The sequence below is a fragment of the Paraburkholderia aspalathi genome, from assembly GCF_905220735.1.
Lineage (GTDB): Bacteria > Pseudomonadota > Gammaproteobacteria > Burkholderiales > Burkholderiaceae > Paraburkholderia > Paraburkholderia aspalathi.
Map to the genome: position 1 here is coordinate 1,084,491 of NZ_CAJNBA010000001.1, position 25,795 is coordinate 1,110,285.

At 60.2% G+C, this 25,795-nt stretch carries 22 protein-coding genes; 14 read left to right on the forward strand and 8 right to left on the reverse strand.

Going from position 1 to position 25,795, the window contains the following annotated elements:
* The first annotated feature begins 12 nt into the window (after positions 1–12).
* The 3 genes from KHO30_RS04815 (at position 13) to KHO30_RS04825 (ending at position 1,916) form a co-directional block, all read left to right on the forward strand.
* On the forward strand, positions 13–1,020 hold the full coding sequence (locus KHO30_RS04815; RefSeq protein WP_211700195.1) for a DnaJ C-terminal domain-containing protein: 1,008 nt from the start codon (positions 13–15) through the stop codon (positions 1,018–1,020).
* Positions 1,021–1,167: 147 nt separating this feature from the next.
* Positions 1,168–1,533: a VOC family protein gene (locus KHO30_RS04820; RefSeq protein WP_211700196.1), complete on the forward strand. Its 366-nt coding sequence runs from the start codon at positions 1,168–1,170 to the stop codon at positions 1,531–1,533.
* 20 nt (positions 1,534–1,553) lie between these two features.
* Positions 1,554–1,916, forward strand: a complete 363-nt coding sequence (locus KHO30_RS04825) for a translation initiation factor Sui1 (protein ID WP_211700197.1) — start codon at positions 1,554–1,556, stop codon at positions 1,914–1,916.
* 162 nt (positions 1,917–2,078) lie between these two features.
* Here the strand turns inward: KHO30_RS04825 and KHO30_RS04830 are convergent, their stop codons facing one another.
* The 6 genes from KHO30_RS04830 to KHO30_RS04855 form a co-directional block, all read right to left on the reverse strand.
* Positions 2,079–2,813: a superoxide dismutase gene (locus KHO30_RS04830; protein ID WP_244863945.1), complete on the reverse strand. Its 735-nt coding sequence runs from the start codon at positions 2,811–2,813 to the stop codon at positions 2,079–2,081.
* Between the two features lie 38 nt (positions 2,814–2,851).
* Entirely contained in the window at positions 2,852–4,036 is a 1,185-nt protein-coding gene (locus tag KHO30_RS04835; protein WP_211700198.1) for a chromate transporter, read from the reverse strand.
* A complete protein-coding gene (locus KHO30_RS04840; protein WP_211700199.1) occupies positions 4,033–5,013 on the reverse strand; it encodes a chromate resistance protein ChrB domain-containing protein in 981 nt (326 codons plus the stop codon). The genes KHO30_RS04835 and KHO30_RS04840 overlap by 4 nt, the downstream gene beginning before the upstream one ends.
* A gap of 123 nt (positions 5,014–5,136) precedes the next feature.
* Positions 5,137–6,024, reverse strand: a complete 888-nt coding sequence (locus tag KHO30_RS04845) for an SDR family oxidoreductase (RefSeq protein ID WP_211700200.1) — start codon at positions 6,022–6,024, stop codon at positions 5,137–5,139.
* Between the two features lie 149 nt (positions 6,025–6,173).
* The gene (locus KHO30_RS04850; protein WP_211700201.1) at positions 6,174–7,283 is read right to left on the reverse strand and encodes a polyamine ABC transporter substrate-binding protein; all 1,110 of its coding nucleotides are present in this window, start codon (positions 7,281–7,283) and stop codon (positions 6,174–6,176) included.
* A gap of 49 nt (positions 7,284–7,332) precedes the next feature.
* Positions 7,333–8,445: a DmpA family aminopeptidase gene (locus KHO30_RS04855; RefSeq protein ID WP_211700202.1), complete on the reverse strand. Its 1,113-nt coding sequence runs from the start codon at positions 8,443–8,445 to the stop codon at positions 7,333–7,335.
* Positions 8,446–8,600: 155 nt separating this feature from the next.
* Here KHO30_RS04855 and KHO30_RS04860 point away from each other — a divergent pair, with 155 nt between their 5' ends.
* From KHO30_RS04860 to KHO30_RS04900, 9 genes are all read left to right on the forward strand, one after another.
* A complete protein-coding gene (locus tag KHO30_RS04860) occupies positions 8,601–9,404 on the forward strand; it encodes a helix-turn-helix transcriptional regulator (RefSeq protein ID WP_211700203.1) in 804 nt (267 codons plus the stop codon).
* Positions 9,405–9,605: 201 nt separating this feature from the next.
* Complete coding sequence (locus KHO30_RS04865) at positions 9,606–11,531, forward strand: potassium transporter Kup (protein WP_425312877.1); 1,926 nt, start codon at positions 9,606–9,608, stop codon at positions 11,529–11,531.
* Positions 11,532–11,561: 30 nt separating this feature from the next.
* A complete protein-coding gene (locus KHO30_RS04870) occupies positions 11,562–13,118 on the forward strand; it encodes a DUF2235 domain-containing protein (RefSeq protein ID WP_211700204.1) in 1,557 nt (518 codons plus the stop codon).
* 525 nt (positions 13,119–13,643) lie between these two features.
* On the forward strand, positions 13,644–15,026 hold the full coding sequence (locus KHO30_RS04875) for an NAD-dependent succinate-semialdehyde dehydrogenase (protein ID WP_154559352.1): 1,383 nt from the start codon (positions 13,644–13,646) through the stop codon (positions 15,024–15,026).
* A gap of 21 nt (positions 15,027–15,047) precedes the next feature.
* Complete coding sequence (locus KHO30_RS04880; protein WP_244863946.1) at positions 15,048–16,223, forward strand: NAD(P) transhydrogenase subunit alpha; 1,176 nt, start codon at positions 15,048–15,050, stop codon at positions 16,221–16,223.
* 61 nt (positions 16,224–16,284) lie between these two features.
* A complete protein-coding gene (locus tag KHO30_RS04885) occupies positions 16,285–16,656 on the forward strand; it encodes an NAD(P) transhydrogenase subunit alpha part 2 (protein WP_200620958.1) in 372 nt (123 codons plus the stop codon).
* 10 nt (positions 16,657–16,666) lie between these two features.
* Positions 16,667–18,118, forward strand: coding sequence for an NAD(P)(+) transhydrogenase (Re/Si-specific) subunit beta (locus KHO30_RS04890; RefSeq protein WP_211700205.1), 1,452 nt, complete (start codon positions 16,667–16,669; stop codon positions 18,116–18,118).
* A 33-nt stretch (positions 18,119–18,151) separates the two neighbouring features.
* Positions 18,152–19,186 (forward strand): zinc-dependent alcohol dehydrogenase, encoded by a 1,035-nt coding sequence (locus KHO30_RS04895; protein ID WP_200620960.1) that lies wholly within the window; start codon positions 18,152–18,154, stop codon positions 19,184–19,186.
* Positions 19,187–19,557: 371 nt separating this feature from the next.
* The gene (locus KHO30_RS04900) at positions 19,558–21,327 is read left to right on the forward strand and encodes an ABC transporter ATP-binding protein/permease (RefSeq protein WP_211700206.1); all 1,770 of its coding nucleotides are present in this window, start codon (positions 19,558–19,560) and stop codon (positions 21,325–21,327) included.
* 9 nt (positions 21,328–21,336) lie between these two features.
* Here the strand turns inward: KHO30_RS04900 and KHO30_RS04905 are convergent, their stop codons facing one another.
* Both KHO30_RS04905 and KHO30_RS04910 read right to left on the reverse strand, forming a co-directional pair.
* A complete protein-coding gene (locus KHO30_RS04905) occupies positions 21,337–22,296 on the reverse strand; it encodes a D-2-hydroxyacid dehydrogenase family protein (RefSeq protein WP_211700207.1) in 960 nt (319 codons plus the stop codon).
* A 119-nt stretch (positions 22,297–22,415) separates the two neighbouring features.
* Entirely contained in the window at positions 22,416–23,342 is a 927-nt protein-coding gene (locus KHO30_RS04910) for a LysR family transcriptional regulator (RefSeq protein ID WP_244179482.1), read from the reverse strand.
* 295 nt (positions 23,343–23,637) lie between these two features.
* Here KHO30_RS04910 and KHO30_RS04915 point away from each other — a divergent pair, with 295 nt between their 5' ends.
* Together KHO30_RS04915 and KHO30_RS04920 are read left to right on the forward strand one after the other, a co-directional pair.
* Positions 23,638–24,990: an MFS transporter gene (locus tag KHO30_RS04915; protein ID WP_211700208.1), complete on the forward strand. Its 1,353-nt coding sequence runs from the start codon at positions 23,638–23,640 to the stop codon at positions 24,988–24,990.
* Positions 24,991–25,035: 45 nt separating this feature from the next.
* Positions 25,036–25,785, forward strand: a complete 750-nt coding sequence (locus KHO30_RS04920; protein WP_280518893.1) for a maleate cis-trans isomerase family protein — start codon at positions 25,036–25,038, stop codon at positions 25,783–25,785.
* Positions 25,786–25,795: the final 10 nt, after the last annotated feature.

Consider the following 25,795-nt stretch of genomic DNA (forward strand, 5'->3'; position numbering starts at 1 on the left):
CGGGGGAAATGCGTGAGTCTTGACGAATACTATAGGCGGCTGAAGTTGCCGGACACTGCGTCGCCGGCAGACGTCAAGCGCGCGTACCGACGGCTAAGAGCGAAGTACCACCCCGATCGCAACAAGGGGCGCGAATCGACAGTCGAGCCGGTGTTCAAGCGCATTCAGGAGGCGTTTGAGATTTTGACAGGCGAGCGTCAACCGCCCGTACTCAGTCAGGCGGCGGCATCGACTGAGCGCCGTGACAAGCCAGCCCACTCACGCGAACACCGCAGCTCGCCTCCGATGCGCGGCGCGAACTGCCTGGTCGAACTTTTCGTTCCGCTCGAAGCCGCGATTCATGGCGGCGAGGTCGAAGCGAGCTATGCGGTGAGGGGACCGTGTCACCCATGTCAAGAACGCGGTGCCCAGTGCGCGAGCTGCAACGGCAGCGGTCTGTCGGTCTCGGGCATGCGCTGCGTCGCCTGTGGAGGAACTGGTCGGCCGCCGGCGAGTGACCGGTGTCAAGCGTGTCTCGGCACAGGTATCAGAACCTGGCGGAAGTTCGAGACTGTGAAGGTTCCAGCGGGTGTGTGGGATGGCCAGCGTCTTGTCGTCGAAGGTGGTGGTCATCCCGGGACGAATGGCGGTCCGTCTGGTGACGCGATCTTCTCGGTCGCGATTGTGTGCAGCGCGGCCTTTCGTCGTGACGGCCTGAATCTCGCGAGCGAGATTCAGGTTGATTTCGTGACCGCCACGCTCGGCGGTAACTTCGACGCGCAGATCTTGGGGCGTGCGCATCAGATGACGATTCCGCCGAACGCGCAACAGGGCAGCACGATTCGTCTACGCGGACATGGACTCACGGACCGCAACGGCTTTCGCGGCGACCTGACGCTGCAATTGGTGCTCGCGATGCCGGCTGCGGCTTCACATCTCACTGACGATGAACGACAACGGCTGCGTGAGATGTTTGCGGATGCGGGGCGTCGAGCAATGCAGGTAATCACAGCGACCGCACCAAACGGTGCGCCGTCGTAGCAGGACAATCGGCACCGCTTCGCCACACCCGATACGAACAACTGCATGCTGCCAAAGCTCGCGATCCGTCGCACAACACATTCGGAGAATCCAATGTCCGTTGGTCTTTGCAGTGCGCGATAGCTTACAAAAATAGTCGAGGGAAAGATGGGTCCGTCTCTAAACCGGATATTGCTGTACGCGAAGGACGTGAAAAAAACCTGTGAATTCTACGAACGATACTTTGGTTTCGCCTATAAGTTCGATGACGACGATCGTATTGCCGAACTCGTATCGCCGCACGGAGGCGTCATCATCATGGTCCATCAAGCCGCGAAGGGAGTAAGGTCAGGGCAAGCTACGGTGAAGTTGGTGTTCGACATCGATGACGTCGAAGGCTTCAAGAACGAATGCGCGAGAGGCGGTCTTGAATTTGGCGCAACCCATCAAGCGAATGGCTACAGTTTTGCCAATGCGAAAGACCCGGACGGGAACTCCATATCTATTTCGAGCCGGAGCTTCGCAGCCAAGTAGTGTCTTTGAGTAAACCCATCATGAAACATAGTTCAAAAGGCGGCCTCGTCTATTCCACCGACGGCGGACAGATGTGTCCCGAATGCAGAAAGGCGCTCGCGGAATGTATCTGCAAGACAGTTGCCAGGAAATTGCCGGTAGGCGATGGCGTGGTGCGAGTGTCGCGCGAGACCAAGGGCCGAGGTGGGAAAAGTGTGACGATCGTTAAGGGGTTGGCGCTCGATCCTCTTGCGTTGGCCGTGTTAGGCAAGCAATTGCGCACAGCCTGTGGTTCTGGTGGAACGGTCAAGGATGGCGTGATTGAAGTGCAGGGTGACCATTGCGAGCGGGTCATCGAAGCGCTCAAGAAGTACGGCCACAGCGCGAAGCGCGCTGGGGGTTAATCGTTTCAGTGAGTGTCGGCACAATGAGTTCAATGGACTACGTGCGGCCACAAGCACTCACGATCGCTCAGGACGCAAATCGTCCGAACAGTTAGAGTCGATGCGGCCGTCGCCGATCTTCGACACGATGCCCGCGTCGGCTTTGAACATCGATCATTCGGTTCACGTCATCCTCCGCGCAGGCAACGCTGCCTGCATCCGCATGGCGGCGTTGTCCCAGTTGATAAGGCTAAAAATCTGATTGACGTATTCGTTGCGCCTGTTCTGATACTTCAGGTAGTAAGCGTGCTCAAAAACGTCGAGGATGAGGATGGGCTGGATGCCCCAGGCGGTCAGCTTCTGATGGTTCTCGCACTGAAGGATCATGAGCTTGCCCGTCGCAGGGTGGTAGCCAACAACTCCCCAGCCGGATGCTTCCACAGCAATCGTCGCGCCAAGCAGTTGCGCCTTGAACTTCGCATAGGAACCGAAATTCCTGTCGATCGCTTTTGCCAGTTCGCCCTTCGGTTCACCGCCTTTGCCGGAGATGCTGGTCCAGTAAATGGTGTGCAGGATGTGGCTCGATAGCTGGAACGCGAGTTCTTTCTCGTAGAACTTCACCAGCGCAAAGTCGTTTGAGTCCCGGGCTTTCGCGAGGCCATCTTCAGCCTTGTTCGCGGCAGCCACCGCGGGCTTGTGGTGAAAGTTATAGTGCAGTTCGACGGTGCGCGCATCGATAACGGGTTCAAGCGCGTCGTAGGCAAACGGCAGCGGTCCAGCGGCATATTTGCCGTCCGCGTCTGTGAGCTTGTCGGTGTAAACGGGCTCTTCTGCTGCACGTGCCGTTTGAGCCTGAGCCAGCATGATGCCAGCACCGATAGCAGCGGTGTCTTGCAGGAAGGTACGACGTGTGGCCATGAATACGATCCTCGTAGAATGCACGCACACGCGTACCTTCAGATGGCGTGCGAATGGATAAGTGGATAGACAGCCAGACCAAACAGGGCAGCCGCAACGACAATCACCGGCTCCTGCAGCTTCTTGAATCGCCAGAGCAACACGACGGTCACAAGAGCAAGCACGACAGTCGGCCAGTCGACGACGGAGCGCCTCGCGATAACGATGACTGAGCCCGTGATCGCGCCCACGGCCGCCGCAGTAATGCCATTAACGAACGCCTTGACGGCGGGGAGCTTGCCGTATTTCTTGAAGTACGGTGCCGGCAGCACGGTGAACAGGTAGCAGGGAAGAAACGTCCCGAGCGCGGCGACGCAGGCGCCCGAAAATCCCGCAACGAGATAGCCGATGAAGCCGACCGTAATGACGACCGGCCCCGGAGTGATCATCGCGACGGCCACCGCATCGACAAACTGTTTGTCATTGAGCCAGTGATGTTCGGTCACGACACCGCCGTAGAGGAAGGGCACGATTGCGAGTCCCGAGCCGAACACGAACGCACCGGCCTTGGCGAAGAACAGACCGATCTGGCCGAGCAGCGGCAAGTCAAGGCCACTGAGGACACCGCTCACACCCGGCGCCTGCGTCACGGCAAGTGCATTCAGTCCGCCCTTGCCGAGCCATTTCGGGGGCGCGCGCCAGAACCAGTTGAGCAGACCGCCCCCGATAAACAGCCATGCGATCTCGGATTCAGTGACTACGGTAACGACCGCGAGCGCCAGGAATATCGCCCACAGCAGCCTGTCTTTGCCGACGGTCTTTCTGGTCAGTTTGTACGCGCTCATCGCGATGATTCCGACCACCGCGGCGCCTACGCCATAGAAGACTGCCTGCATCCAGGAGAGGCCGCCAAACTGCGCGTAGGCCCAGCCGAGCGCCACAACCATCAGGAACGACGGCAGGACAAAAGCGATACCGGCCGCCGTTGCACCGACGACGCGGTAATGGACGTAGCCGAGATAAATGCCGAGTTGTGCGGCGAGAGGACCTGGCATCATTTGAGCCAGCGCCAGTCCTTCCTTGTAGTCCTGCTCGCTGATCCAACGCCGGCGCTCGACGAGGTCACGGTGCATGTAGCCGACCAGCGCCACCGGACCGCCGAATCCAAAGGTGCCGAGCCGCAGCATGTAAAGGATCATCTGGCCGAGCGTGTAGCCGGGCGAGATCGCCGTCGCGGTGTTCATGAACGGCCTTCTGCGCTGTTATTTTTTTTGTTCGTTGCGAAGTGCGCGTAAATCGAATCGAGCACCCGACCCATCTCGTCGAGCAGTTGATCGTCGTCCAACGCGCGTTGCCGCGCGCCGGCCATCACTGCCTCGAAGCCGATTGCTTCTGGTACCGGTGCGCCGCCGACGTCGAGCGTGTGCACCATTTCACCGAGCCGCAGAAGCGCTGCGTCTTCGTCGAGGCCGAAACTCACAACCAGCACCTCAAACGTCACGCGCTCGCCCACGTGCGTAAAGGCGGCGCCGTCGAAGTCGAAGCCGAGGGCGTCCGCGGGGCAGTCTTCCGGCGACGCGAGCCAAAGAAAGCGTGCCTGCGGATCGATGAAGCGACGGATCAACCATGCGCTCGCGACGCGGTCGACCCATAGCCGTTGCCGGGTCGCCCACGTCCGGGCGAGATAGTCGTCGCGCCGCAGGGGCCGGATAGCTCGTTCAGCCGCATGCGGTTCGCCCGGTGACACGACCGTATCCGCGAGCGCCAGAAAATCTTCCCAGGCAACTTCGGCCTCGGTCGATGCGGCGCCCGGAAAGTAGTCGACCGTCCGGATCGTCTCGTAGTCCTTGCGCAAGCGACGCAGCAAACGGGTGACGTCAGCCGGCGGCAGGCCGCCCAGCGTTTTGCGCGCCGCGCCCAGTGCCGCGACAAAGGTTGCGTAGTCGTCGTTCCGATCGAACAGTGTGCGGAAGTCCTCTTCTTGCGACGCGTCCAGGCTTTGCGCCCGTAGCAGATGGGCGGTGCCGCCGGCTTCGTCAATGCTGCCGGCAAGTTCGCGCAGCATGTCCTCGCGCTCCGCGGTTTGGGGTAACAGGTAGATGCCGTCACGCAGGACAGCGCACCCCTTTGCCTTCAGCGCCCGCCACGCCCGCATGCGCGCGGTGGCGTTCACGGTGGGGAACGTCAGAACGAGGACAGACCAGGTGGTGAGAGTATTCATGTAAAGTAAACTACACGTATGTAGCGTACTTTACAAATTGTTTTGTTTTGACTTCGGTGGAGCCGCATTGATGCCGCGGCGTAGAGTGATTCCGCTCCGCCGCGGGCTGATCAACAAAAGTGACTAGACATACCGCGCTTCGTTGAGATCGGCGATGAGCGTCGGACCTGTTGGATGCCAGTCCAGCCGAGCTTGGGTCTGAACACTGGAGGCCGGCATATCCAGGCCGACGAACATTGCCATCCATCCAAAATGCGACGCCGCTTCGTCCGGGCTGATCGAAACGACGGGCAAGTTCAGACCCCGGCCAAGCGCCTCTGCGATTTCGCGGCTACTGATCCCTTCTTCGCCGACCGCGTGATATCGAGCTCCCTGTTGGCGCTTTTCTACGGCGAGCCGATAGAGACGCGTCACATCGGAGAGATGGCCGGCCGGCCAGCGGTTACGACCCTCGCCGACGAAGGCGCTAACGCCTTTCTCACGAGCGATAGCAACGAGCGGCGAGATGAGACCCTGCTTGAACGGGTTGTGAACCTGAGGCAAGCGCACCACCGACACGTTGACTCCCGCCTCCAGGAGAGCATTCCCAGCAACCTCGGATGCGATCCGCGGATTGGGATGGCTGACATTAAAGACATCTTCAGTCGCCAGTTGACCGTGCTCACCACTACCCATGCCGGTTCCCGAGGTGATGATGAGAGGACGGTCGGAGCCGGCGAGCACGGAACCGAGTGCCGCAATCGCGCGCTTGTCTTTTTCGCAGTTCTCCACGAATCTTGAGAAATCGTGATCGAACGCTGTGTGAATGACGGCATCTGCTTTTGCGGCGCCGCTGCGCAGGCTCTTCGGATCCTCCAGGGTTCCGCGATGCACTTCCGCACCTGCATCGATAAGCGCTTGCGCTCCCGCGTCCGAACGCGTCATACCGATCACATGATGACCCGCGTTGATGAGTTCGGGAACGATGGCCGCACCGATGAAGCCCGTCGCGCCCGTCAGAAAGATACGCATAGTGAAACCTCCGTGATTGTCACTGCGACTATCTGACCATTTCCCGTTCTGTTGAAGTGGTGACGTCATCCTATGAAAAGAACTAACAGGATGATCCCGATGCCGGCCGGTCAATCCAACGCTGATGCAATACGTCGCCGCCCTCAACCTCAGCGCCCGGCCTTAAGCTGTGTCCACAGCCTGTTTTCAAGGCGCAGGATATCGGCCGGCAAAGGCAATGACAGCGTGAGCGATTTCATCTTTTCACCGCGAGGATAAACCGCTTCGTTCTCGAGAATCGCCGGCTTCACATAGGCGCGGGCCGAAGCATTAGCGTTCGGATAGAAAACCTGATTGGTGATCGCCGCGCTCACCTTCGGCTGAAGGATGTAATTGATCCATTGCATTGCAGCTTCCGGGTGTGGCGCATCTTTGGGAACGCCCATCAGATCGAACCACAACACTCCATCGCCCTTAGGAATGACGTAGCGAATCTCGTACGAGCGATGGGCCTCTTCTGCACGCCGCTTCGCGATTCCGACGTCGCCCGACCACGCTAGCGCGATGCAGACATCGTTGTTGGCGAGATCGTTGATGTAGCCGGAAGAATTGAACTGGGTGATGTACGGGCGAATCGTTTTGAGCAGCTTGAACACGTCCTGATAATCGGCGGGGTTCTTACTGTTGGGGTCCTTATGCAGGTAGATCAACCCAACCGAGAATGCGTCCTCCGCGGAGTCGAGCACGGAAACGCCGCAGCTTTTCAGCTTCGAGACGTATTGCGGATCGAACAGCAGGTCCCAACTATCGTACGGTGCGTCCTTGCCTAATATCTGCGTCACTTTCGTGACGTTGTAACCGATGCCATCTGTTCCCCATGACCATGGCACGGTGTATTGATTGCCTGGATCGGCTGACGCAAGCACCTTCATGAGCACGGGATCCAGATTGGCCAGGTTTGGAATCTTGCTCTTGTCGAGCTTCCGATAGACACCTGCTTCAATCTGCTTGCCGGCATAACTGGATGACGGCACGACAACGTCATAGCCCGATGAACCGCTTAGCAACTTTGCCTGCAAGGTGTCGTCGCCGTCATACACGTCGTATCGCGTGTGAATGCCGGTTTCCTTTTCGAAGCCAGAGACGGTGTCGTCGGCGATATTGTCCGACCAGTTGTAGACATTCAGCTCTTCGGCTTGAGCATGATTTGCGGTCGCAACCAGTGTCCCCGCAACTGCGAGGAGTCCCGTGACGACAGTGATGAGATGGCGGGGTGTCATAGCGGCATTTCCGTGTTAATGAAGGAACTCGTGCGAAGGGGAAGAAGCGTCAGTCAGCAATCGGGCGGTCGCGGCGCCAACCAACTTGTTCCAGTGCTTTCAGCAGACGGGCGGCGCCGAGCGCGTGGACATGAACGCCTTGGCCGTCCATATCTTCGGCAGCAACGAGGGCGTTGAGAATGGCTTCTTCGACCGCTTCCGCAGCCGCGACGAATAGCGGAGAAATGAAATCGTGAATGACGCAGCGCACGCTGATGACAGGCTCGATCGCCTTGCCGTAATCCGCCGGCGGTATGCCGCGGTTACCCACCGAGAAGGCAATGAAGATGTCGCCACTGGAGTATTCGGTGCCACCGCCCACGCGGGCTAATCCAATGCTCGCGCGCCGTGCAATCTGCTCGCACTGATGCGGAAGAAGCGGCGCGTCGGTCGCAAGCGTCACCACGATCGATCCCATTCCGGGGACACCCGCACGACGTCGGTCGAATGGCGACGGCAGACCTCGCAGCACTTCGCCCACCGGATAACCGGCCACGCGCAGCGCGTCGCGACGGCCGTAGTTCGCCTGGACTAGCGCGCCGACGGTCCAACCACCGTCCGCTGCCGCGAGCCTGCGTGAGGCTGTTCCAATGCCGCCTTTGAACTCATGACAAATCATGCCGGTACCACCGCCAACCGAGCCCTCGGCCACCGGTCCACTGCGAGCGTCGGCCTGCGCTTCGTGAACGTGCGCGGCGGTGACATGCTGCCCCCAGATGTCGTTCAGCACTCCATCAAACGTTTCCAGCACCACCGGCATGCACCAGTACTGGCTATTGTCGACCCACGCGCGTTCGGCGGCGACCAGAGCATCGCGAACCACGCCGACGCTGTGCGTGTTGGTGTAGGCGATAGGCGTAGTGAGCAATCCTGATTCGCGTATCCATTCCAGGCCGGTGGCATCGCCGTTTCCGTTGAGCACGTGACAGCCAGCAAAACATGGGTCGAGCCGTGCCATGCCGGCGCGCGGTTCGATGATCGTCACGCCGGTTCGAATCGAAGCTTCTGCGCGGTTTTCGACCAGGGTACGATGACCGACTCTTACGCCTTGCACGTCGGTGATGCTGTTAAACGGACCGGGCGTGCCGTGGCCAACTCGAACACCGATGTCTCTGATACCCATACTTTTCTCCTGTATTGCTCGCTGCGAGCAAGCCTGCCGACGCGCATGCGACGGGGTACAGAGATGGTAGGGTGGGGAACGACGCGTGAAAATCAGGCCGAAGGGCTAGAACGATGGGACGACCTACCCTTTAAGGGGTAGTGGGGGAAACTGACATGCAGCTTGATGTATCGGACGTTGCCTTTCATCAGCGGCTTGGACGTCTGGTCGAGAAGCTCGACGACAAACAGTTCTGGCATGCGCTGATCGACCTGTTGCGCAAAGTGGTCCACTTTGACAACTGGGTGGTGGTGATCTTCTGGCCCAACGGGAAACCCCAGTTGATTGCGGAGATCCAGTCGCGCACGCCGAACGACGAACTGTTCAAGGGGTATTTGAACAGCGTCTATTTGCTGGACCCTTTCTATCAATTCAGCCTGGGCGAGATCAGTCCGGGTGTGTATTGTCTGGACGAAGTCGCGCCCGATCACTTCCGGGAAACCGAATATTTTCGCCGCTATTTTTCGGTCAACGTGCTGGAAGATGAGGTGCAGTTGCTGGCCCCGCTGCCTGCGGGCGGAACGCTGTCCGTATCGATGGGCAGTGAACGCCGCTTTAGCTCGACTGAAATCGGAACCCTCTGTCTTTACGGCGCATGGTTGCTTCCGTTGATGTGCCACGCCTTGGTAGCACAAACAGCCGTGCTCCCGCCGCCGGTAAGTTCACCCGCCGGAGGTGATCGACGCCTTCACTTCGAACAGGCGTTGCGCAAGCGCTCCAACACATCGTTGACCAACCGCGAAATTGAAATCGCGCTGATGATTCTTGCCGGTCATTCGACCAAGAATATGGCAAGGCTGCTCGGCGTGTCACCCGCTACCGCCAAAGTTCACCGACGCAATCTTTACAGGAAGCTGAACATCTCCTCTCAAGCGACACTCTTTCTGCTCATCATGGATGAAGACCTGGAGACCAACTGAGGCGAACCGGTTCTGCTGGGTGATCCTAAGGAGATGCCTGGCTTTGAACCGCGCCCTTTCTTCTGTAGGCTGTCACCGACAGGCCGTCCGCTGATCAGTCCATTGCAGCAAAATCAGCGTGACCAGACGGGCCGCCAGGCGCTTGAGCGCCGGCGCACCGTTCGTTGGCCGGGGGCCCCACCCACTGAGAAGGAGCCATTCATGGAATCGTCTTCAGGCCAACAACCGGGCGCCCCTGCCGGCCACGTCGAGGAAACCCACCACGGGTCGATGCCCAAGCTGGCGCTGGCCGCCATCGGCATCGTGTTCGGCGACATCGGCACCAGTCCGCTCTACACCATGAGCACGGTATTCGACTCGGGTCACGGGCTGGTGCTCGATCGCTTCAATGTGCTGGGCGTGGTGTCGCTCATCATCTGGTCGCTGATCATTGTGGTGACGCTGAAGTACGTGACGCTGATCATGCGCGCCCACAACCACGGTGAGGGCGGCATCATGGCGCTGCTGGCGCTGGCTTCCAGTTCTGTAATGGACCGGCCCCGCCTGCGCAACGGGCTGCTACTCGCCGGTGTGTTCGGCGCGGCGCTGTTCTATGGCGACGGCGTCATCACGCCGGCCATCTCAGTGCTCAGCGCGGTGGAAGGACTGGAAGTGGCGGAACCGCAGCTCAAGCCCTTCGTGGTGTCGATCGCACTCGTCGTGCTGATCGCCTTGTTCCTCGTGCAGCGGCGCGGCACGGCCGGCATCGGCGCGGTGTTCGGGCCGGTGATGGTGCTCTGGTTCGGCGTGATTGCGGTGTCAGGGCTGCTCAGTATCGGCCGCGCGCCGGCCATCCTGAACGCTTTCAACCCGTTCGTGGGCCTCGAATTCCTGATGCGCAACGGCTGGCGGGCTTTCGTCTCGCTCGGCGCGGTGGTGCTGGCGCTGACCGGCGCCGAGGCGCTGTATGCCGACATGGGCCACTTCGGCGCGCCGCCGATCCGCCTGTCGTGGTTCGCACTCGTGCTACCCGCGCTGGCGCTCAACTACCTGGGCCAGGGCGCGCTGCTATTGTCGGATCCCAAGGCCGTGGATAACCCCTTCTTCCACCTCTTCCCGTCGGTGGCGTTGTTCCCGATGGTGGTGCTGGCCACGGTGGCGACTGTGATCGCGTCGCAGGCAGTGATCAGTGGCGCGTTTTCCATGACCAAGCAGGCCATGCAACTCGGCTTCATGCCGCGCATGGGCATCGTCTACACCTCCGAACGCGAGGTCGGCCAGATCTATGTGCCTGCCATCAACTGGCTGCTGCTGATCGCGGTGGTGGGGGCGGTGCTGGGCTTCGGTTCCTCTACGGCGCTGGGTTCGGCCTACGGTATAGCGGTAACGGGCACGATGATGATCACCACCTTCCTCACGTTCTACGTGGTGCGCTACGCCTGGCACTACAACTGGTTGCTGTGCGTGCTGGCCACCGGGTTCTTCTTCGTCATCGATCTGGCGTTCTTCTCGGCGAACCTGCTCAAGTTCGTGGATGGCGGATGGTTCCCGCTGCTCTTGGGCGCCATCATGTTCACCGTGATGTCCACCTGGCACCGCGGCCGTGCGCTGATGATCGAAGAGGCCAGCATCCATGCCGGCGCGCTGCCGCTGGCCAGGTACCTCGACAGCCTGTTCGCGCAGGAAACGATCCGCGTGCCCGGCACGGCGGCGTTCCTGACCATCGACCCCAGCACCGTGCCGCACGCGCTGGTCAACAACCTGGCGCATAACCACGTGCTGCACGAGCGTGTGCTGTTCGTGCACGTGACCAACCTGGATGTGCCCTATGTACCGCGCGAGCAGCGCGTGGCGATCACGCCGCTGGGCCACAATTGCCACAGCATCCTGGTGACATACGGCTTCAAGGACGTGGCCAGCCTTCCGCAAGCGCTGCGCGACTGCGAGCCGAAGGGTTTGGTGGTCGATCCGGCGAAGGTCTCCTACTTCCTCAGTCATGCCACTGTGGTGGCGACCGGAGGCAAGGGCATGCCAGTGTGGCGCGAACGATTGTTCAGCGTGATGGCGCACAATATCGGCAACCCCGCCGCTTATTTCAAACTGAGCTCAAACCGGGTGATCGAGCTGGGCTCGCGCGTCGAAATATGAGGTAGAACCTATAAGGTAGAACCCGCAAACATGAAGAGACTTTTCGTTTGCTGCGACGGCACATGGAACTCGGATAGCGACGAGTTTCAGGGGGTGCCCGTTCCGACCAATGTCGTTCGCTTTTTCAACGCGTTGAGTGAACACGGTGAAGATGGCGTCGAGCAACTCCGCTACTACCACGTCGGCATTGGCGCTAACGAAGGCCGGGTTCGTCGCCTCGTAGACGGTGCGTTGGGATTGGGTCTCTCGCGAGACATTCGAACTGCGTACAAGTGGCTGTCCGACCACTACGAGGAGGGTTCTGAAATCTTCATCATTGGCTTTTCGCGTGGTGCGTTCACGGCGCGAAGTCTGGTGGGCATGCTTCATCGTTGTGGACTTCCTGGCGAGGCAAGCTGGGCGCTAGTCAAGCAGGCATGGAACCTGTACCGGCTCGATCCAGCAACACCGGAAAACATCAGCCTGCAGGAACGGTTCTGCATCGAGAATGGCAAACCGCCTCCCATTCGCTTCCTGGGCGTGTGGGAGACGGTGGGCGCTCTCGGTATTCCTGAAATTGCGAACTTATTCGGCTTAGGGAGACAGCGCCTCGAATTCCATGACACGAGGCTTTCGCCAGAAGTTGAACGCGCGGTACAAGCCCTTGCCATTGATGAGCAGCGGAACACTTTCTTTCCAACGTTGTGGACAGATGCCGATGGTTGCGACCCGGCACGCGTGACGCAAGTGTGGTTCCCTGGCGTGCACGCGGACGTTGGGGGCGGCTACAAGGAGACCGGGCTTTCTGATGCCACGCTCAAATGGATGATTGCCGAGGCCGCGCAATGCGGTGCGGTGTTTGAACCGAAAATGTTGGACCAAATAGCGGATGCGGGCCAGCTGTCTCCGTCCGCGATACATGGCGTCCTGCACAACTCGCTCACAGGCTTTTACAGGAGGATCGGATTTCGTCCCCGGTCCTTTCCCTATCTGGCGAAGGATTCACGCATATGCTCCGAATCGATATCGGACCTGGCATTGGCACGGCAGGCCAGTCCGCCAATCTTTCAGGCTCCCTATCGACCGAACATCGATCCAGGGAAGGGGGTCCAGGTGCGGGTCTTCGCCAGCACGTTGTGGAACTGGACCGGTATTTTCATGAAGGAGGGGGTGAGCTACCGGTTCAAGGTGCTTGAAGGTCAAACGTGGCTGGATGGGGACAGCGTATCGGGTGCGGAGGGCACGCCTGGTAACTGGATGCAGCGCCTGTTTGCATGGTCCAAGCGGGTCAGGGGAGCGAACTGGTTCGAGCTCTGCGGTGCGATCTCATACCCAGGGGAACCGAGCGAAGCAGGCGTGTCACCTCAACCCTTCTACTTCAGAATCGGCAGAGAGATGGAGATCAAGGCGCCTTACTCGGGTTACCTGTATTGCTTCGCCAACGACGCCACCTGGGCGTATTGGAACAATCAAGGCAGTCTGCGGGTTGAAATCGCCGAATCAAGCGGGCTGCCGGGCGGCAAGGGGACGGCATACCGGCACTCAGACGAAGACCTCACTGCGCCGGCAACAGCACCCGGAGGGTCTGGAGCAGGCGAACCGTCCTGAACGGTGCCGCGACGGACATCGAGACTTCTTTTCGTGCTCATTGGGGCCGGGTCCGCACTTGTACGGCACCGTACCGACCTCCACCGAGGTTAAGCGCACCGTGGTTACACGTGCCTTGTGTCTTTCATCCAAAGGCGCTCGAAACACCCTCGCGCAGTATGATTTTCTTCAATCGCTCGCCCGGGCCGCCCCCTCCAGCAAGGAGTGGCCATCATGCTCACAATCCGAAAACACTATTTCTTTCCGCCGCGCTCATGGCGGAGGCAGTCGCTGCTATGCAATGGCGCGGCAAGACAGATCATTTTGCGTGATTTTGGTCCAAGGACTGAGCAGGACGTGAAAGAGTCGAAGGCCGCGATGAAGAAGCAAGGCGCCTGAGGTCAGGCACGCAAGTGGCGTCCGAATTGGGATCATTCGAAAACTAATATTTAGGATGTCGAACACAAGACGTACTGGTGTTCGACACCTGCTTGACGTTCCGCTCCGGGGACTCAAGCCAACCTCCATTTAGAGAGAACACAAATCATGGCTTATCAAAGTGTCAACCCTAACACCGGCAAGGTCCTGAAGAGCTTCGAAAAACTGACCGACGAGCAACTCGAAAAGTCGATCGCTGCCGCCGAGACCTGTTTCCAGACGTGGAAGCACACGACCTACGCCCAACGTGCCGAAATCGTGGATAAGGCCGCAACACTGATGCGTAAGAACGTCGATGAATTTGCCAAACTGGCGACCCTTGAAATGGGCAAGCGCATCGACGAAGCGCGTGGCGAAGTCAGGTTCAGCGCCGACATTCTTGCTTATTACGCCGAGCACGCGAAAACTTTCCTGGCACCGACCAAACTGAATCCGAAAGTCGGTGAGGCGCATATGGAAAATAGTCCATTCGGTGTGCTCTTCTGCGTGGAGCCGTGGAATTTCCCGTACTACCAACTTGCACGCGTCGCGGGCCCGCAACTGATGGCGGGTAACGTACTGGTGGTCAAGCATGCAGGCTGCGTACCGCAATGCGCGATTGCCTTCGAGAAACTCCTGCTCGACGCCGGCGCACCTAAGGGCGCCTACACCAATCTGTTGATCTCGCACGAGCAGTCCGAGCGAATCATCGACGACCCGCGCATCAAGGGCGTGGCATTGACGGGCAGCGTCGAGGCAGGCAGAAGTATTGCGGCGCGAGCGGGGCAGAACCTCAAGAAGACTTCGATGGAGCTGGGTGGCAGCGATGCGTTCATCGTGCTCGACGACGCCGACCTGGAAAAGACCGTTCCGTGGGCAGTATGGGGGCGCATGTATAACGCCGGCCAGACCTGCTGCGCGGCGAAGCGATTCATCGTTCTCGATTCGATTGCCGACAAATTTCTTGCGAAGTTCAAGACCGCGCTCTCCGAATTGAAGGCAGGCGATCCGATGGACGAGAAGACCACGCACGGCCCCTTGTCCACCGAGGCGGCGCTGGTTCAACTGCTCAAGCAGGTCGACGATGCTGTAGCACATGGCGCCACGCTCGTGATGGGCGGAAAACGCATCGACCGACCCGGCTCGTTCATGGAAACGACGATCCTCACGGATATCAAACCGGACAATCCGGCTTTCCGCGACGAATTCTTCGGTCCGGTGGTGTCGTTCTTCCGCGTCAAGGACGAAGCCGCGGCCATCGCGCTAGCCAACGATTCGGACTTCGGCCTCGGTGGTTCGGTCTTCACGAAAGACGAAGCGCGCGGCAAGCGCGTGGCGAGCGGGGTCGAGACCGGGATGATGTTCATCAACAACATCGACTGGTCCGATGCGGAACTGCCGTTTGGCGGCATCAAGGATTCCGGCTACGGCCGTGAGCTCGGCAACATGGGCATCCAGGAGTTCGTCAATACGAAGCTGGTCCGTACCGCCCGCCTCGATGCACCGGCCTGATCTCCACAAGGAAAGCCCGCCATGTATGTCAACGTTGCCGTTCTGACGGAGACCCGGGCCCATGAACGCCGTGTGGCGCTCGTGCCGTCCGTGGTCCAGAAACTGGTCAAACTGGGTGCCCGGCTGCATATGCAGCCGGGGGCGGGCGCGGCGATTCATCTGGATGACGCCGCGTTCGAGAACGTCGCCTTTATAGCGGATCGCACGGCGCTGGTGAAAGACGCCGATGTCGTGCTTGCCGTTCAGCCTCCCGCGCTCGAGGTGGTCAACGCGATGAAGGAGGGCGCGATCCTCGTTTCGTTCATCTATGCGCACAACGAGCCCGCGCTGGTGAAGCGTCTGCTCGACAAGAAGATCACCTGCTTCGCAATGGAGCGGGTGCCACGCATTACGCGTGCCCAGTCCATGGACGCGTTATCGAGCCAGTCCGCGCTTGCAGGCTACTACGCGGTGCAACTCGGCTCTACCCATCTCGCTCGCGTGGTGCCCAAGATTACCAGTGCGGCAGGTTCGATCGGACCGGCTCACGTTCTGGTGATGGGGCTCGGTGTGGCAGGGCTGGAGGCGATCGCGACGGCGCACCGCCTTGGGGCCGTCGTCGAGGGCTATGACGTGCGGCCGGAAACACAGGAGCAGGCGCTCTCGCTGGGCGCCACCTTCGTCGATACCGGTATCGATGCGCGTGGTAAAGGCGGCTATGCCCGTGAGCTGAGTGCCGAGGAGAAGACCCGGGTCGCGGACGTGCTGACGAAGCACATTCAGAGCGCCGATCTGATCATCACAACCGCCGCGATTCCCGGTAAGGCCTCGCCCAAGCTCATCAGCCACGCACAGGTGGCCGGCATGAAAGCGGGCTCGGTGATCGTCGATCTGTCGGCGGAGGGCGGCGGCAACTGCGAAGACACGCGGCCTGGCGAGACCACGCGGATCGGCAACGTGACGATCGTCGCGCCGCTGAATGTGCCCTCGCTGCTCGGCGAGGACGCGAGCGAACTGTACGCGAAGAATCAGTACAACCTGCTCGCGTTGATCATGAAAAACAACGTCATCGAGATCGACTGGAGCGACGAAGTGCTCGCCAAAACGGTGCTCACCCACGCGGGCGAGAACAAGGCTGAGGCGAGCGACGCGGCGGCCAAGCCTGTTGCCGCCGCGAAGAAGCCCCCCGCGAAAGCCGAACCTGTTACGCCGGCATGAGCGCGGGTATCAGCGCCTGTATCAACACCGGCACAAACACGCTCTGACCAAGGACCAAGTGATGGACTTCCAGATCAGCATTTCCGGCTTCGTCGCGATTTACATCTTCATGCTGGCCGCTTTCGCTGGCTGGGTGATCATCGGACACGTGCCGGCCATTCTGCATACCCCGTTGATGTCGGGCTCGAATTTCGTACACGGCATTGTCGTGGTGGGCGGCATCTATGCGCTCCTGAACGCGAGTACGGTCCAGGAGCAAGTCATCGGCTTCGTGGCTGTGTTGCTCGGCGCGGGCAATGCCGCAGGGGGTTATGCCGTCACCGATCGCATGCTCGCCATGTTCAAGACCACCGTTCATCCCGCGGCGCACGGCACGCACGGTGCGCACAGCAAGTCCGGCACCGTGAAGTCCATCCACGCAAAGAAGCATTGAGGACGCCGCCATGTTGACCCTGATCCCCCAACTCGGCATCGGCGTGGTCGATCTCGCCGCTGCTTTTCTCTTTCTCTACGGCCTGCACCGAATGTCGTCGCCTGTTACGGCGCCTTCGGGCATTTTCGTCGCTGGTATCGGCATGGCCGTGGCCGTGCTCGCGAGCTTCCTGTACGCCTTCGACGTCGGCGCGGCGGCCCGGCCCAACCTGCCGGTCAACCTGGGGCTTGCCGTCGTTGCTTTGGCGCTGGGCGGCGGGTTGGCCTGGTGGGGCGGCCGCAAGGTGGCGATGACCGCCATGCCGCAGATGGTGGCGATTTACAACGGCATGGGTGGCGGAGCGGCCGGTGCGATTGCCGCGGTGGAACTGTTCGGCAACAAGGCGCAGGGCGCGACCGCGCTCATCATGACCTTGCTGGGCGCGCTGATCGGCGCGGTGTCGCTGTCGGGTTCGCTGATCGCCTGGGCCAAGCTCGATGGGGTCATCAATAGGCCCGTACGAGTGAAAGGGCAGCAGGTGTTCAATGGACTGGTGCTGCTGGCTACCTTCGTGGTTGGCGGCTACATCGTCGTCGCAAGCGCGGATAACGCTGCGCTGATATTGACGATACCGACCTGGATCTATCTGTTCTTCGGTTGTGCGCTGGCGCTCGGCATCCTGATGACGCTGCCGATCGGTGGCGCCGATATGCCGGTGGTGATTTCGATCTTTAATGCCTTTACCGGCCTCGCGGTCGGCATTGAAGGCTACGTGTTGCAGAACCCCGCACTGATGATCGCCGGCATGGTGGTCGGTGCAGCCGGCATGTTGCTGACGCTGCTGATGGCCAAGGCCATGAACCGTTCCGTGAGCAATGTGATCTTCACCAACTTTGGTGAGGTCGCCACGCGCAAGCAGGGGAAGATCAAGGGCAGCCTGAAGCCGACGCAGCCAGGCGACGCCGGCATCGCGATGCGCTATGCGGCCTCGGTGATTATCGTCCCGGGATACGGTCTCGCGGTCTCGCAGGGGCAAGGCAAGCTGTACGAATTCGTCAAGCTGCTTCAGGCGGGCGGCGTGTCGGTGAAGTTTGCGGTGCACCCGGTGGCTGGCCGCATGCCGGGCCAGATGGACGTGCTGCTGGCCGAGGCTGGCGTGCCCTACGACGTGATCTTCCAACTCGAGGACATCAACGACCAGTTCGCCACGACGGATGTTGCGCTGGTGATCGGCGCCAACGACGTGGTCAACCCGGCCGCGCGCACCGACAAATCGTCGGCCATTTACGGCATGCCGATTCTCAACGCCGATCACGCCAAGCAGGTGTTTGTGATCAAGCGCGGGGAAGGCAAGGGCTACGCCGGCATCGTCAATGAACTCTTTTACGCAGACAACTGCAACATGGTCTATGGCGACGCCCAGACCGTGCTCATCAAGATGAGTGAAGCGGTCAGAGGGCTTGGATTGCCCGCTGTTGCCTAGCGCGCTGAATTCATCGCAACCGAGGAACAAGCCATGACATCGAAAATGCAAGCTGCCGTCGTCGAACAGTTCGGCAAGCCACTGGTGCTAAAGGAACTGGATATTCCCGAGCCCGGTCCAGGCCAGATTCTGGTGAAGACCGAAGCGTGCGGCGTATGCCACACTGATTTGCATGCCGCGAGCGGGGACTGGCCGTTAAAGCCCACGTTGCCATTCATACCGGGCCATGAAGGCATCGGTATCGTCGCCGCCCTTGGTGCGGGTGTAACGGCCGTGAAGGAAGGCGACCGGGTCGGCGTACCGTGGCTCTACTCCGCTTGCGGACACTGCGAGTTTTGCCTCGCGGCGCGCGAGCCCGTATGTGCCGAAGCGCAGTTCGGCGGTTATACGAAGAACGGTGGGTTCGCCGAATACATCGTCGCCGATCCGAACTATGTGGCCCATATCCCAGCCCATCTGGCGGCCCGCGACGCGGCGCCCCTCATCTGTGCCGGGATCACCTCGTACAAAGGCATCAAGGAGACCCAGGCACGCCCGGGTGAATGGGTCGTGGTCTCTGGCGTCGGTGGCCTCGGACACCTTGGCATTCAGTATGCCAAGGCGATGGGCTTGCATGTGTGCGCGGTCGATATCGATGACGGCAAGCTCGCGCATGCCAAACGCCTTGGCGCCGATGCCATGGTCAACGCAAAGGACGGCGATGCGGTTGCTGCCGTCAGAAAGGCTACTGGGGGCGGTGCGCATGGCGTGCTGATTACAGCGCCGTCGTTGGGCGCATTCAAGCAAGGTGTGGGCATGACGCGCAAATGCGGTACCTGTGTGCTGGTTGGGCTGCCGCCGGGCGAGTTTCCGACCCCCCTGTTCGACGTCGTGGCTAACTGCATCACGATTCGCGGCTCGTTTGTCGGCAATCGCCGGGACATGGCCGAAGCGCTTGCCTTCGCCGCTGACGGCAAGGTCAAGGCCGATATCGAGTTGCAGCCGCTCTCGGCGATCAACAGCGTGTTCCATCGCCTCGCGCACGGCGATGTCCCATCGCGCGTGGTGCTCGAGTTCGCCAAGGGTTGAGAGGAGGGCGTTATCGTGGCTGCCGGACCCCGGTCCGGTTCCTATGGCCATATAACGCAACCGAACCAAACGGAGCTGACGCCGAACACTCCAGTCGCCAAATCATGCTCGAAAGCGGCGTGCCACGCCGTGCCTTGGCCAGCAGCATAAACACCGGACTTATCATTGCTCCGTCGAGTAATCATGACTTGTCGGCGAACCGGGCCCGCACTAGCGCCCGCCGGGTACTGGTCTTCGTCACGGATGTCGAAATCGATCATATCGAAGCCATGACTGGCGAAGATTAAAGTCGCATCGACGGCAGGATAGGTCACACCCTACAATCACCCCCGTGCACTCGGTCCGTATTCACTGCGCGTTAAGGGGTGTTCATGAGCGACCAATCTTCCGGCCCTGCGTCCGGGCAAGCGGACCGTGTCTCAGCCTGGAGCCTGATCAGACCGTACTGGGTCTCTGAGGAACGCAAGACCGCGTGGGGTTTGCTGATCACGATCATCGTCATGGACCTGGTTCTGGTCGGCATCAACGCTCGCTTGAATACGTGGAACCGTGATTTCTACAACGCACTGGAAGGCAGGAAGGTCCATGAATTCCCGCAGCTGATGCTGCTTTTCAGCGCGCTTGCGTTCGCGTTCGTCGGGATCTCCGTCTATAACCGCTATCTGCGCCAGATGCTTGGCTTCCGATGGCGCCAGTGGCTGACCACACGCTATCTGCAGGAATGGCTGGGCGACGGCACCTTCTATCGTATCGAGCGCGACCGCCTCGCCGACAACCCTGACCAGCGGGTCGCCGTCGATCTTGCATCATTCGCCAACACCACACTTTCGCTCACGCTCGATCTGCTCTCGACACTCGAAACACTCGTGTGGTTCTCGACCGTTCTATGGAGCACGGCGGGCGTGCTGGCAATCGAGATTGGCGGCACGCCCATCCAGATTCCGGGCTACATGCTGTGGGCGGCCATTGTCTATGCGATTGTCGGCTCACTCCTGACCAACAAGGTCGGTCATCCGCTGGTGTCGATCAACTACCAGATGCAGCGCGTCGAAGCGGATTTTCGGTTTGGCCTGATCCGTCTGCGCGAAAACGCCGAGCAGATTGCGTTCTATGATGGGATGCGTGTCGAGGAGTCGACGGCCCAAGACCTGTTCGGCCGGATTCGCGAAAACTGGTGGCGCGTGATGAAGTACACGCGGCGCTATAGCTTCGTGCTCAATTTCTACGCTCAGATTGCCGAGATATTCCCGATCGTCGTAGCGTCGCCGCGTTACTTCGCAGGGTTGATGAGCTTCGGGACACTGATGCAAATCGGCGACGCATTCAGTTCGGTTAGCGATTCGCTTTCGTGGTTCATCAACAATTACGACACGCTCGTCCAATGGCGCGCAACCGTTAACCGTCTGCGCGAGTTCAAACGCGTCATGCATCTACCTCATCTGAAGGAGTCGGTGTCGCCCGCCACCGAGCATGGCGGCATCAATCTGCACTACGTCGACGAGAACCAGCTCACCACGCACAAGCTCACGCTTGCGCTGCCCAACGGCGAGACGCTCGCGAGTGTGCGCGACATTGCCGTCAAGCCAGGTTCGCGCTGGCTCGTGCGTGGACCTTCCGGCTCGGGAAAAAGCACGCTGTTGCGCGCGCTGGCGGGTCTCTGGCCGTTCGGAAACGGCTCGATCGATGCACCTGTGAATGCGCGCATGATGTTTGTCCCGCAGCAGAGCTACCTGCCGGTTGGCACCTTGAAGACTGGGCTCGCTTATCCCACGGCTGCCACCAATTTCAGCGACGAGGAATGTTGCGAGGCGCTACGTCTGTGCCGGCTTGAGGGCTACGTCGACCGATTGCACGAATCTCAGCACTGGTGGAGCATTCTTTCTCCCGGCGAGCAACAGCGGCTGGCAGTCGCGCGTGTGCTGATGCACGAGCCTGACTATGTGTTTCTCGACGAAGCAACGAGTGCGGTCGATACCGAGAACGAAGCGTATCTGTATGGCCTGTTGATCGAGCGATTGCCGAAAGCGGCGATTGTCAGTGTCACGCACCGCGGGTCGCTTGCGGCGTTCCACCAGGAGACGCTCGATATTGCACGTGCGGACGAGCACGAGCACACCGTGGCAGACACACGTCCGTCGTGACCGCTACCCTTACGCAGAACGTCCGGTTTCCTCAAGCCACTTAACGATGTTCTGCACCGTATCGCCATAGAAGGTGCGATACAACTCCTTCGACACATAGCCGATATGAGGCGTCGCGAGCACGTTAGGCAATTCGCGCAGCGGGTGCGGATTCTCGAGCGGTTCGACCTCGTACACGTCCAGTGCCGCGCCGGCAATCTGACCGGCCGTGAGTGCCCGAAGCAGGGCGGCATTGTCGACGATCGCTCCACGCGACGTATTGATCAGCCGGCTCGTGGATTTCATCTGCGCGAGTTCTGTCGCTCCGACCAAACCTCGGGTTCGCTCGCTAAACCGCAAGTGAATCGACAGGAAATCGGAAGTGGAGAACAGCACATCCTTGCTGACTCGCTGCACGCCTTTCTCCGCAGCGCGTTCCTCGGTAAGGTTCTCACTCCACGCGATGACGTTCATTCTGAATGCCCGCCCGATGACGCCGACAGCCGAACCGATATGGCCAAGACCAAGCACGCCGAGCGTCTTGCCCGCGAGTTGCTCGCCTAGCGAAAGCTGCCAGCCTCCCTCACGCACTGACTGAGTCTCGAGCGGAATATTGCGGGCCATCGCGAGAATCAGCGCCCACGTCATCTCGATCGTCGGCGTGGACGAATAGCCCGTATGACGAATTTCGATGCCGCGTTCCGCAGCCGCCTCCTGATCGATCGACACATTCCCCGGGCCGGTCGAAGCAATCAGCTTCAGGTTCGGCAGGCTCTCGATAACCACGCGGGACAGCGGTGTGCGTTCCCGCATCACGCATACGACGTCGAATGGTTGCAGGCGTTGAATCAGGCTCCCGATATCAGCGACGTGATCGTTGAACACCGTCACGTCTGCCAGGTCCTTAAGGGGCGACCAGTCCGCCACGCTCAGCGCGACGTTCTGATAGTCGTCGAGGACGGCGACCTTGATCGGGAGTTTGGGGTTCATGTTGCGCGCTCCATGTGTTGTAGACGGTTGCTGCTAACCGAATGCTAAGAATCCCGGCTCGTCACGTAAATCAATATGTAACGACGCCACCCATCGCGAGCCGCGATGGCTCACCATCCTCATGACTCGTTGTCCCGGTGCTTGTTGAGGTGGTCGACCAGCATGCGCGCAGGCAGCGGCAGCGTCTCAAAGTTGCGGGCAATGATCACCAGCGGCCGCTGCGACCACGGTTCATCAAGCTCAACGACGCGAAATGGCACCGACTGCATATAAGGCGTCACGCTTCCCTTGGGGAGCACGCCAATGCCGAGACCCGCGCTGACCATGTTGCGCACGCCCTCGAAGCTGGTCACCTCGATACGCACGCGAAGCCGCATACCGGCACGCTCAGCGGCGGCGCGACACAACTTCGAAATGGACGTGCCATACGGCATGCTGACGAAGTCGTCCTCGAGAACTTCCGCGAAGGTCACGCTTGCGCGCTCGGCGAGCCGATGATCCGACGGCACAATCACGACCAGCTTATCGACGCTGTATGGACGCCACTGCAGATCGCCGAGGGTGTCCCGGGTAGCCGCGCAGATGCCGAGATCGGCGACACCGCTTGCGATTGCCTGCACGACTTCATCGCTCGACTTCTCGGCCATATCGATCCGCACCTTCGGGTTGGTGCGCAGGAAGGTGCGCAGCACACCCGGCAGATACTGGACCATGGCCGTAAAGTTCACATAAATCCGGGTATGGCCCCTCAACCCCGCCGAATACTCAGACAATTCGTCCGAAATTTGCTGCAGGTGCTCACTCAGCCGCTTCGCGTGGTGATAGAGCGCTTCGCCGGCCGGCGTGGGTTGCACGCCGCGACTGTGCCGATATAGCAGCGGCGTGCCGGCGTCCTCTTCGAGATCCGATACGCGCTTACTGACGGCCGACGCCACGATATGCGTGCGGGCCGCCGCCGCGGCAATGCTGCCCTCCTCGATGACGGCCACAAAAATGCGCAGGGACTCCATGTCGAGGCGCAACGGCCGATCTGCTGAAACACGCATCCTTACTCCTTCGGGTTGGCTATCCGGGCGCCTCGCACCCATCGCGGTTGGCGATGCCTCTATTGAACATTGAGAAGTTTTCAATCCGCCTCGTGACCGGCATCCTATGTTCCATAGGGCTCAATCCTCGCAGGACGATCGGTCGAGGCGCGAGACCGGGCACTGTGCCTCGCGATTCTATGTCGCGGCGGCGCGGTTGTCCTGGACGCCGGCCCATCAGCCTTTTCAGAAGCACAAGCCGGCGGACGGCCGGCACGCAGGAAAAATCGGTTGAAAACATGAAGGAGACGAAAAGATGGAACACAAACACCTTGCCCTGAGCGCGCGAACGCGCTGGTACGAGGGGCTCACGGCCATGCACTGGCGTGTCCTGAAGGCCAGCTTTCTCGGCTGGATTTTCGACGGTTATGAGGCACTGGCGCTCGTCGTCGTGCTTGGGCCGATGCTGCATTCGGTGCTCTCGCCGGCACAAGCCGCGTCGCCCACGACATACGCGGGGCTGGTCATCGGCATTACGTTGCTTGGCTGGGGGGCGGGCGGTCTGATCGGCGGGATTCTCGCCGACTATGTCGGACGCAAGCGGATGATGCTCTGGTCCGTGTTCCTCTATGCGGTGTTTTCGGGGTTGACCGCGTTCTCGCAAACCTTCTGGGTATTGTGCGGGCTGCGTTTTCTGACGGGCCTCGCCATGGGCAGCGAATGGAGCACGGGCGTCGCGCTGCTGTCGGAAACCTGGCCTGAGCGGGCGCGTGCGAAAGGAGCGGGTTTTCTGCAATCGGGCTTCGGTTGGGGCACGTTGATCGCGGCAGTTGTGTGGTACGCGCTGTCGACGGCGCATCCACTCGGCGCCGAAACCTGGCGGTTGATGTTCGTGCTTGGCGCAGTGCCCGCGCTTTTTGTGCTGTACATCCGCCGCGGGGTCAACGAGTCGGAGAAATGGCAACGCGCGGTGCGCGAAAAACGCTGGAGCGCGACGAGTACGCAGCCGGTTGCGGGAGACGCGCCTGCCTCCGACAAGCGTCCTTTCACGCTCACGCAACTGTTCAGCGAACCTGAAGCGCTACGCCGCACGCTGCTTCTGCTCGTGCTGTCGATCGTTACGACCGTTGGCTGGTGGGCCATTTCCAGTTGGCTGCCGACCTTTACCGTAGCGCTCGCTAAAGCCGAAGGCATCCCCGATGCCTTGTCGTGGGGCTCGAAGGTATCGATCGTGTACACCATCGGCGCGATTGTGGCTTACATGGTCGCGGGCTTCGTGGTGGATGCAATTGGCCGGCGAGCGTTCCTGTCACTTACTTTCGTCGGTGCGCTGCTCACGACGATCGTCACGTACAAGCTGACGACAAGCGTCGAAGCGATGATGGTCGTGGCGCCGATTAATGGTTTCTTCACGCTGGGCTGTGCCTATGTCTGGATGGCGATCTATCCATGCGAACTCTTTGGTTCCAGCGTGCGTTCCACCGCGATTAGCTTCGTGTTCAATGCAGCGCGTCTGATCGCGTGGGTGTTCCCGATCATTGCGGGCAGCATGATCAAATCATTCGGTGGTGTGTCTCAAGCTGCGTTGGCACTCGGTTCTGTGTATCTGCTCGGTATCGTGGTTCCGTGGTTTTTGCCGGAGACACGCGGCACGGGTATGCCGGACTGAGTCAGTTGATAACTTTGGATGCCTAATTCTATTTCGGAGAGAAAGATGCCTCAAAATTTTCGTATTGGACAGATCGTTCCAAGCTCGAATACAACCATGGAAACTGAAATTCCCGCCATGCTGCGTGCCCGCGAAGCGATCCGCCCGGAAAGGTTCACATTCCATTCGAGCCGGATGAGAATGCACAAGGTCACGAAGGAAGAACTGGTCGCAATGAACAAGGAAGGCCTGCGCTGTGCGGCGGAACTCGCCGACGCGCGTGTCGATGTCATGAGCACGGCGTGCCTGGTCGCGATCATGGCGATGGGGCCCGGATATCATCGGCAAACCGAACGCGAACTGCTGGAAGTTGCGCGCGCCAATCATTGCCTTGCGCCTGTCATGACTTCCGCGGGCGCGTTGGTAGAAGGCCTGAAGATCATGGGCGCTCGCCGGATTTCGCTGATGGCGCCGTACATGCGGCCTTTGACTGATCTTGTTGTCGCCTATATCGAGAACGAAGGCATTGAGGTCATCGATTCCCTCTGCTTCGAGATTCCCGACAACCTTGAAGTTGGTCTGCGTGACCCGATGCAACTTGTGAGCGACGTGCGCGACCTGAACACGGAAGGCGCGGACGTTGTGGTGGCGTCCGCTTGCGTCCAGATGCCTTCGTTGCCGGCGATTCAGCGCATTGAAGACATGCTGGGAATCCGCACCGTTTCGACTGCGGTATGCACTGTTCGGCGCATGCTGGATCATCTTGGGCTCGAGCCGATCGTGCCTGGTGCGGGGGCGTTGCTGTCCGGCGTGTGATCGCCTACGG

What these genes read in the sequence shown, in the direction of transcription:
- KHO30_RS04820 (WP_211700196.1), top strand. Translation starts at nt 1,168, where the DNA reads ATGGGTCCGTCTCTAAACCGGATATTGCTGTACGCGAAGGACGTGAAA.
- KHO30_RS04825 (WP_211700197.1), top strand. Translation starts at nt 1,554, where the DNA reads ATGAAACATAGTTCAAAAGGCGGCCTCGTCTATTCCACCGACGGCGGA.
- KHO30_RS04830 (WP_244863945.1), bottom strand. Translation starts at nt 2,813, where the DNA reads ATGGCCACACGTCGTACCTTCCTGCAAGACACCGCTGCTATCGGTGCT.
- KHO30_RS04835 (WP_211700198.1), bottom strand. Translation starts at nt 4,036, where the DNA reads ATGAACACCGCGACGGCGATCTCGCCCGGCTACACGCTCGGCCAGATG.
- KHO30_RS04840 (WP_211700199.1), bottom strand. Translation starts at nt 5,013, where the DNA reads ATGAATACTCTCACCACCTGGTCTGTCCTCGTTCTGACGTTCCCCACC.
- KHO30_RS04845 (WP_211700200.1), bottom strand. Translation starts at nt 6,024, where the DNA reads ATGCGTATCTTTCTGACGGGCGCGACGGGCTTCATCGGTGCGGCCATC.
- KHO30_RS04850 (WP_211700201.1), bottom strand. Translation starts at nt 7,283, where the DNA reads ATGACACCCCGCCATCTCATCACTGTCGTCACGGGACTCCTCGCAGTT.
- KHO30_RS04855 (WP_211700202.1), bottom strand. Translation starts at nt 8,445, where the DNA reads ATGGGTATCAGAGACATCGGTGTTCGAGTTGGCCACGGCACGCCCGGT.
- KHO30_RS04860 (WP_211700203.1), top strand. Translation starts at nt 8,601, where the DNA reads ATGCAGCTTGATGTATCGGACGTTGCCTTTCATCAGCGGCTTGGACGT.
- KHO30_RS04865 (WP_425312877.1), top strand. Translation starts at nt 9,606, where the DNA reads ATGGAATCGTCTTCAGGCCAACAACCGGGCGCCCCTGCCGGCCACGTC.
- KHO30_RS04870 (WP_211700204.1), top strand. Translation starts at nt 11,562, where the DNA reads ATGAAGAGACTTTTCGTTTGCTGCGACGGCACATGGAACTCGGATAGC.
- KHO30_RS04875 (WP_154559352.1), top strand. Translation starts at nt 13,644, where the DNA reads ATGGCTTATCAAAGTGTCAACCCTAACACCGGCAAGGTCCTGAAGAGC.
- KHO30_RS04880 (WP_244863946.1), top strand. Translation starts at nt 15,048, where the DNA reads ATGTATGTCAACGTTGCCGTTCTGACGGAGACCCGGGCCCATGAACGC.
- KHO30_RS04885 (WP_200620958.1), top strand. Translation starts at nt 16,285, where the DNA reads ATGGACTTCCAGATCAGCATTTCCGGCTTCGTCGCGATTTACATCTTC.
- KHO30_RS04890 (WP_211700205.1), top strand. Translation starts at nt 16,667, where the DNA reads ATGTTGACCCTGATCCCCCAACTCGGCATCGGCGTGGTCGATCTCGCC.
- KHO30_RS04895 (WP_200620960.1), top strand. Translation starts at nt 18,152, where the DNA reads ATGACATCGAAAATGCAAGCTGCCGTCGTCGAACAGTTCGGCAAGCCA.
- KHO30_RS04900 (WP_211700206.1), top strand. Translation starts at nt 19,558, where the DNA reads ATGAGCGACCAATCTTCCGGCCCTGCGTCCGGGCAAGCGGACCGTGTC.
- KHO30_RS04905 (WP_211700207.1), bottom strand. Translation starts at nt 22,296, where the DNA reads ATGAACCCCAAACTCCCGATCAAGGTCGCCGTCCTCGACGACTATCAG.
- KHO30_RS04910 (WP_244179482.1), bottom strand. Translation starts at nt 23,342, where the DNA reads ATGCGTGTTTCAGCAGATCGGCCGTTGCGCCTCGACATGGAGTCCCTG.
- KHO30_RS04915 (WP_211700208.1), top strand. Translation starts at nt 23,638, where the DNA reads ATGGAACACAAACACCTTGCCCTGAGCGCGCGAACGCGCTGGTACGAG.
- KHO30_RS04920 (WP_280518893.1), top strand. Translation starts at nt 25,036, where the DNA reads ATGCCTCAAAATTTTCGTATTGGACAGATCGTTCCAAGCTCGAATACA.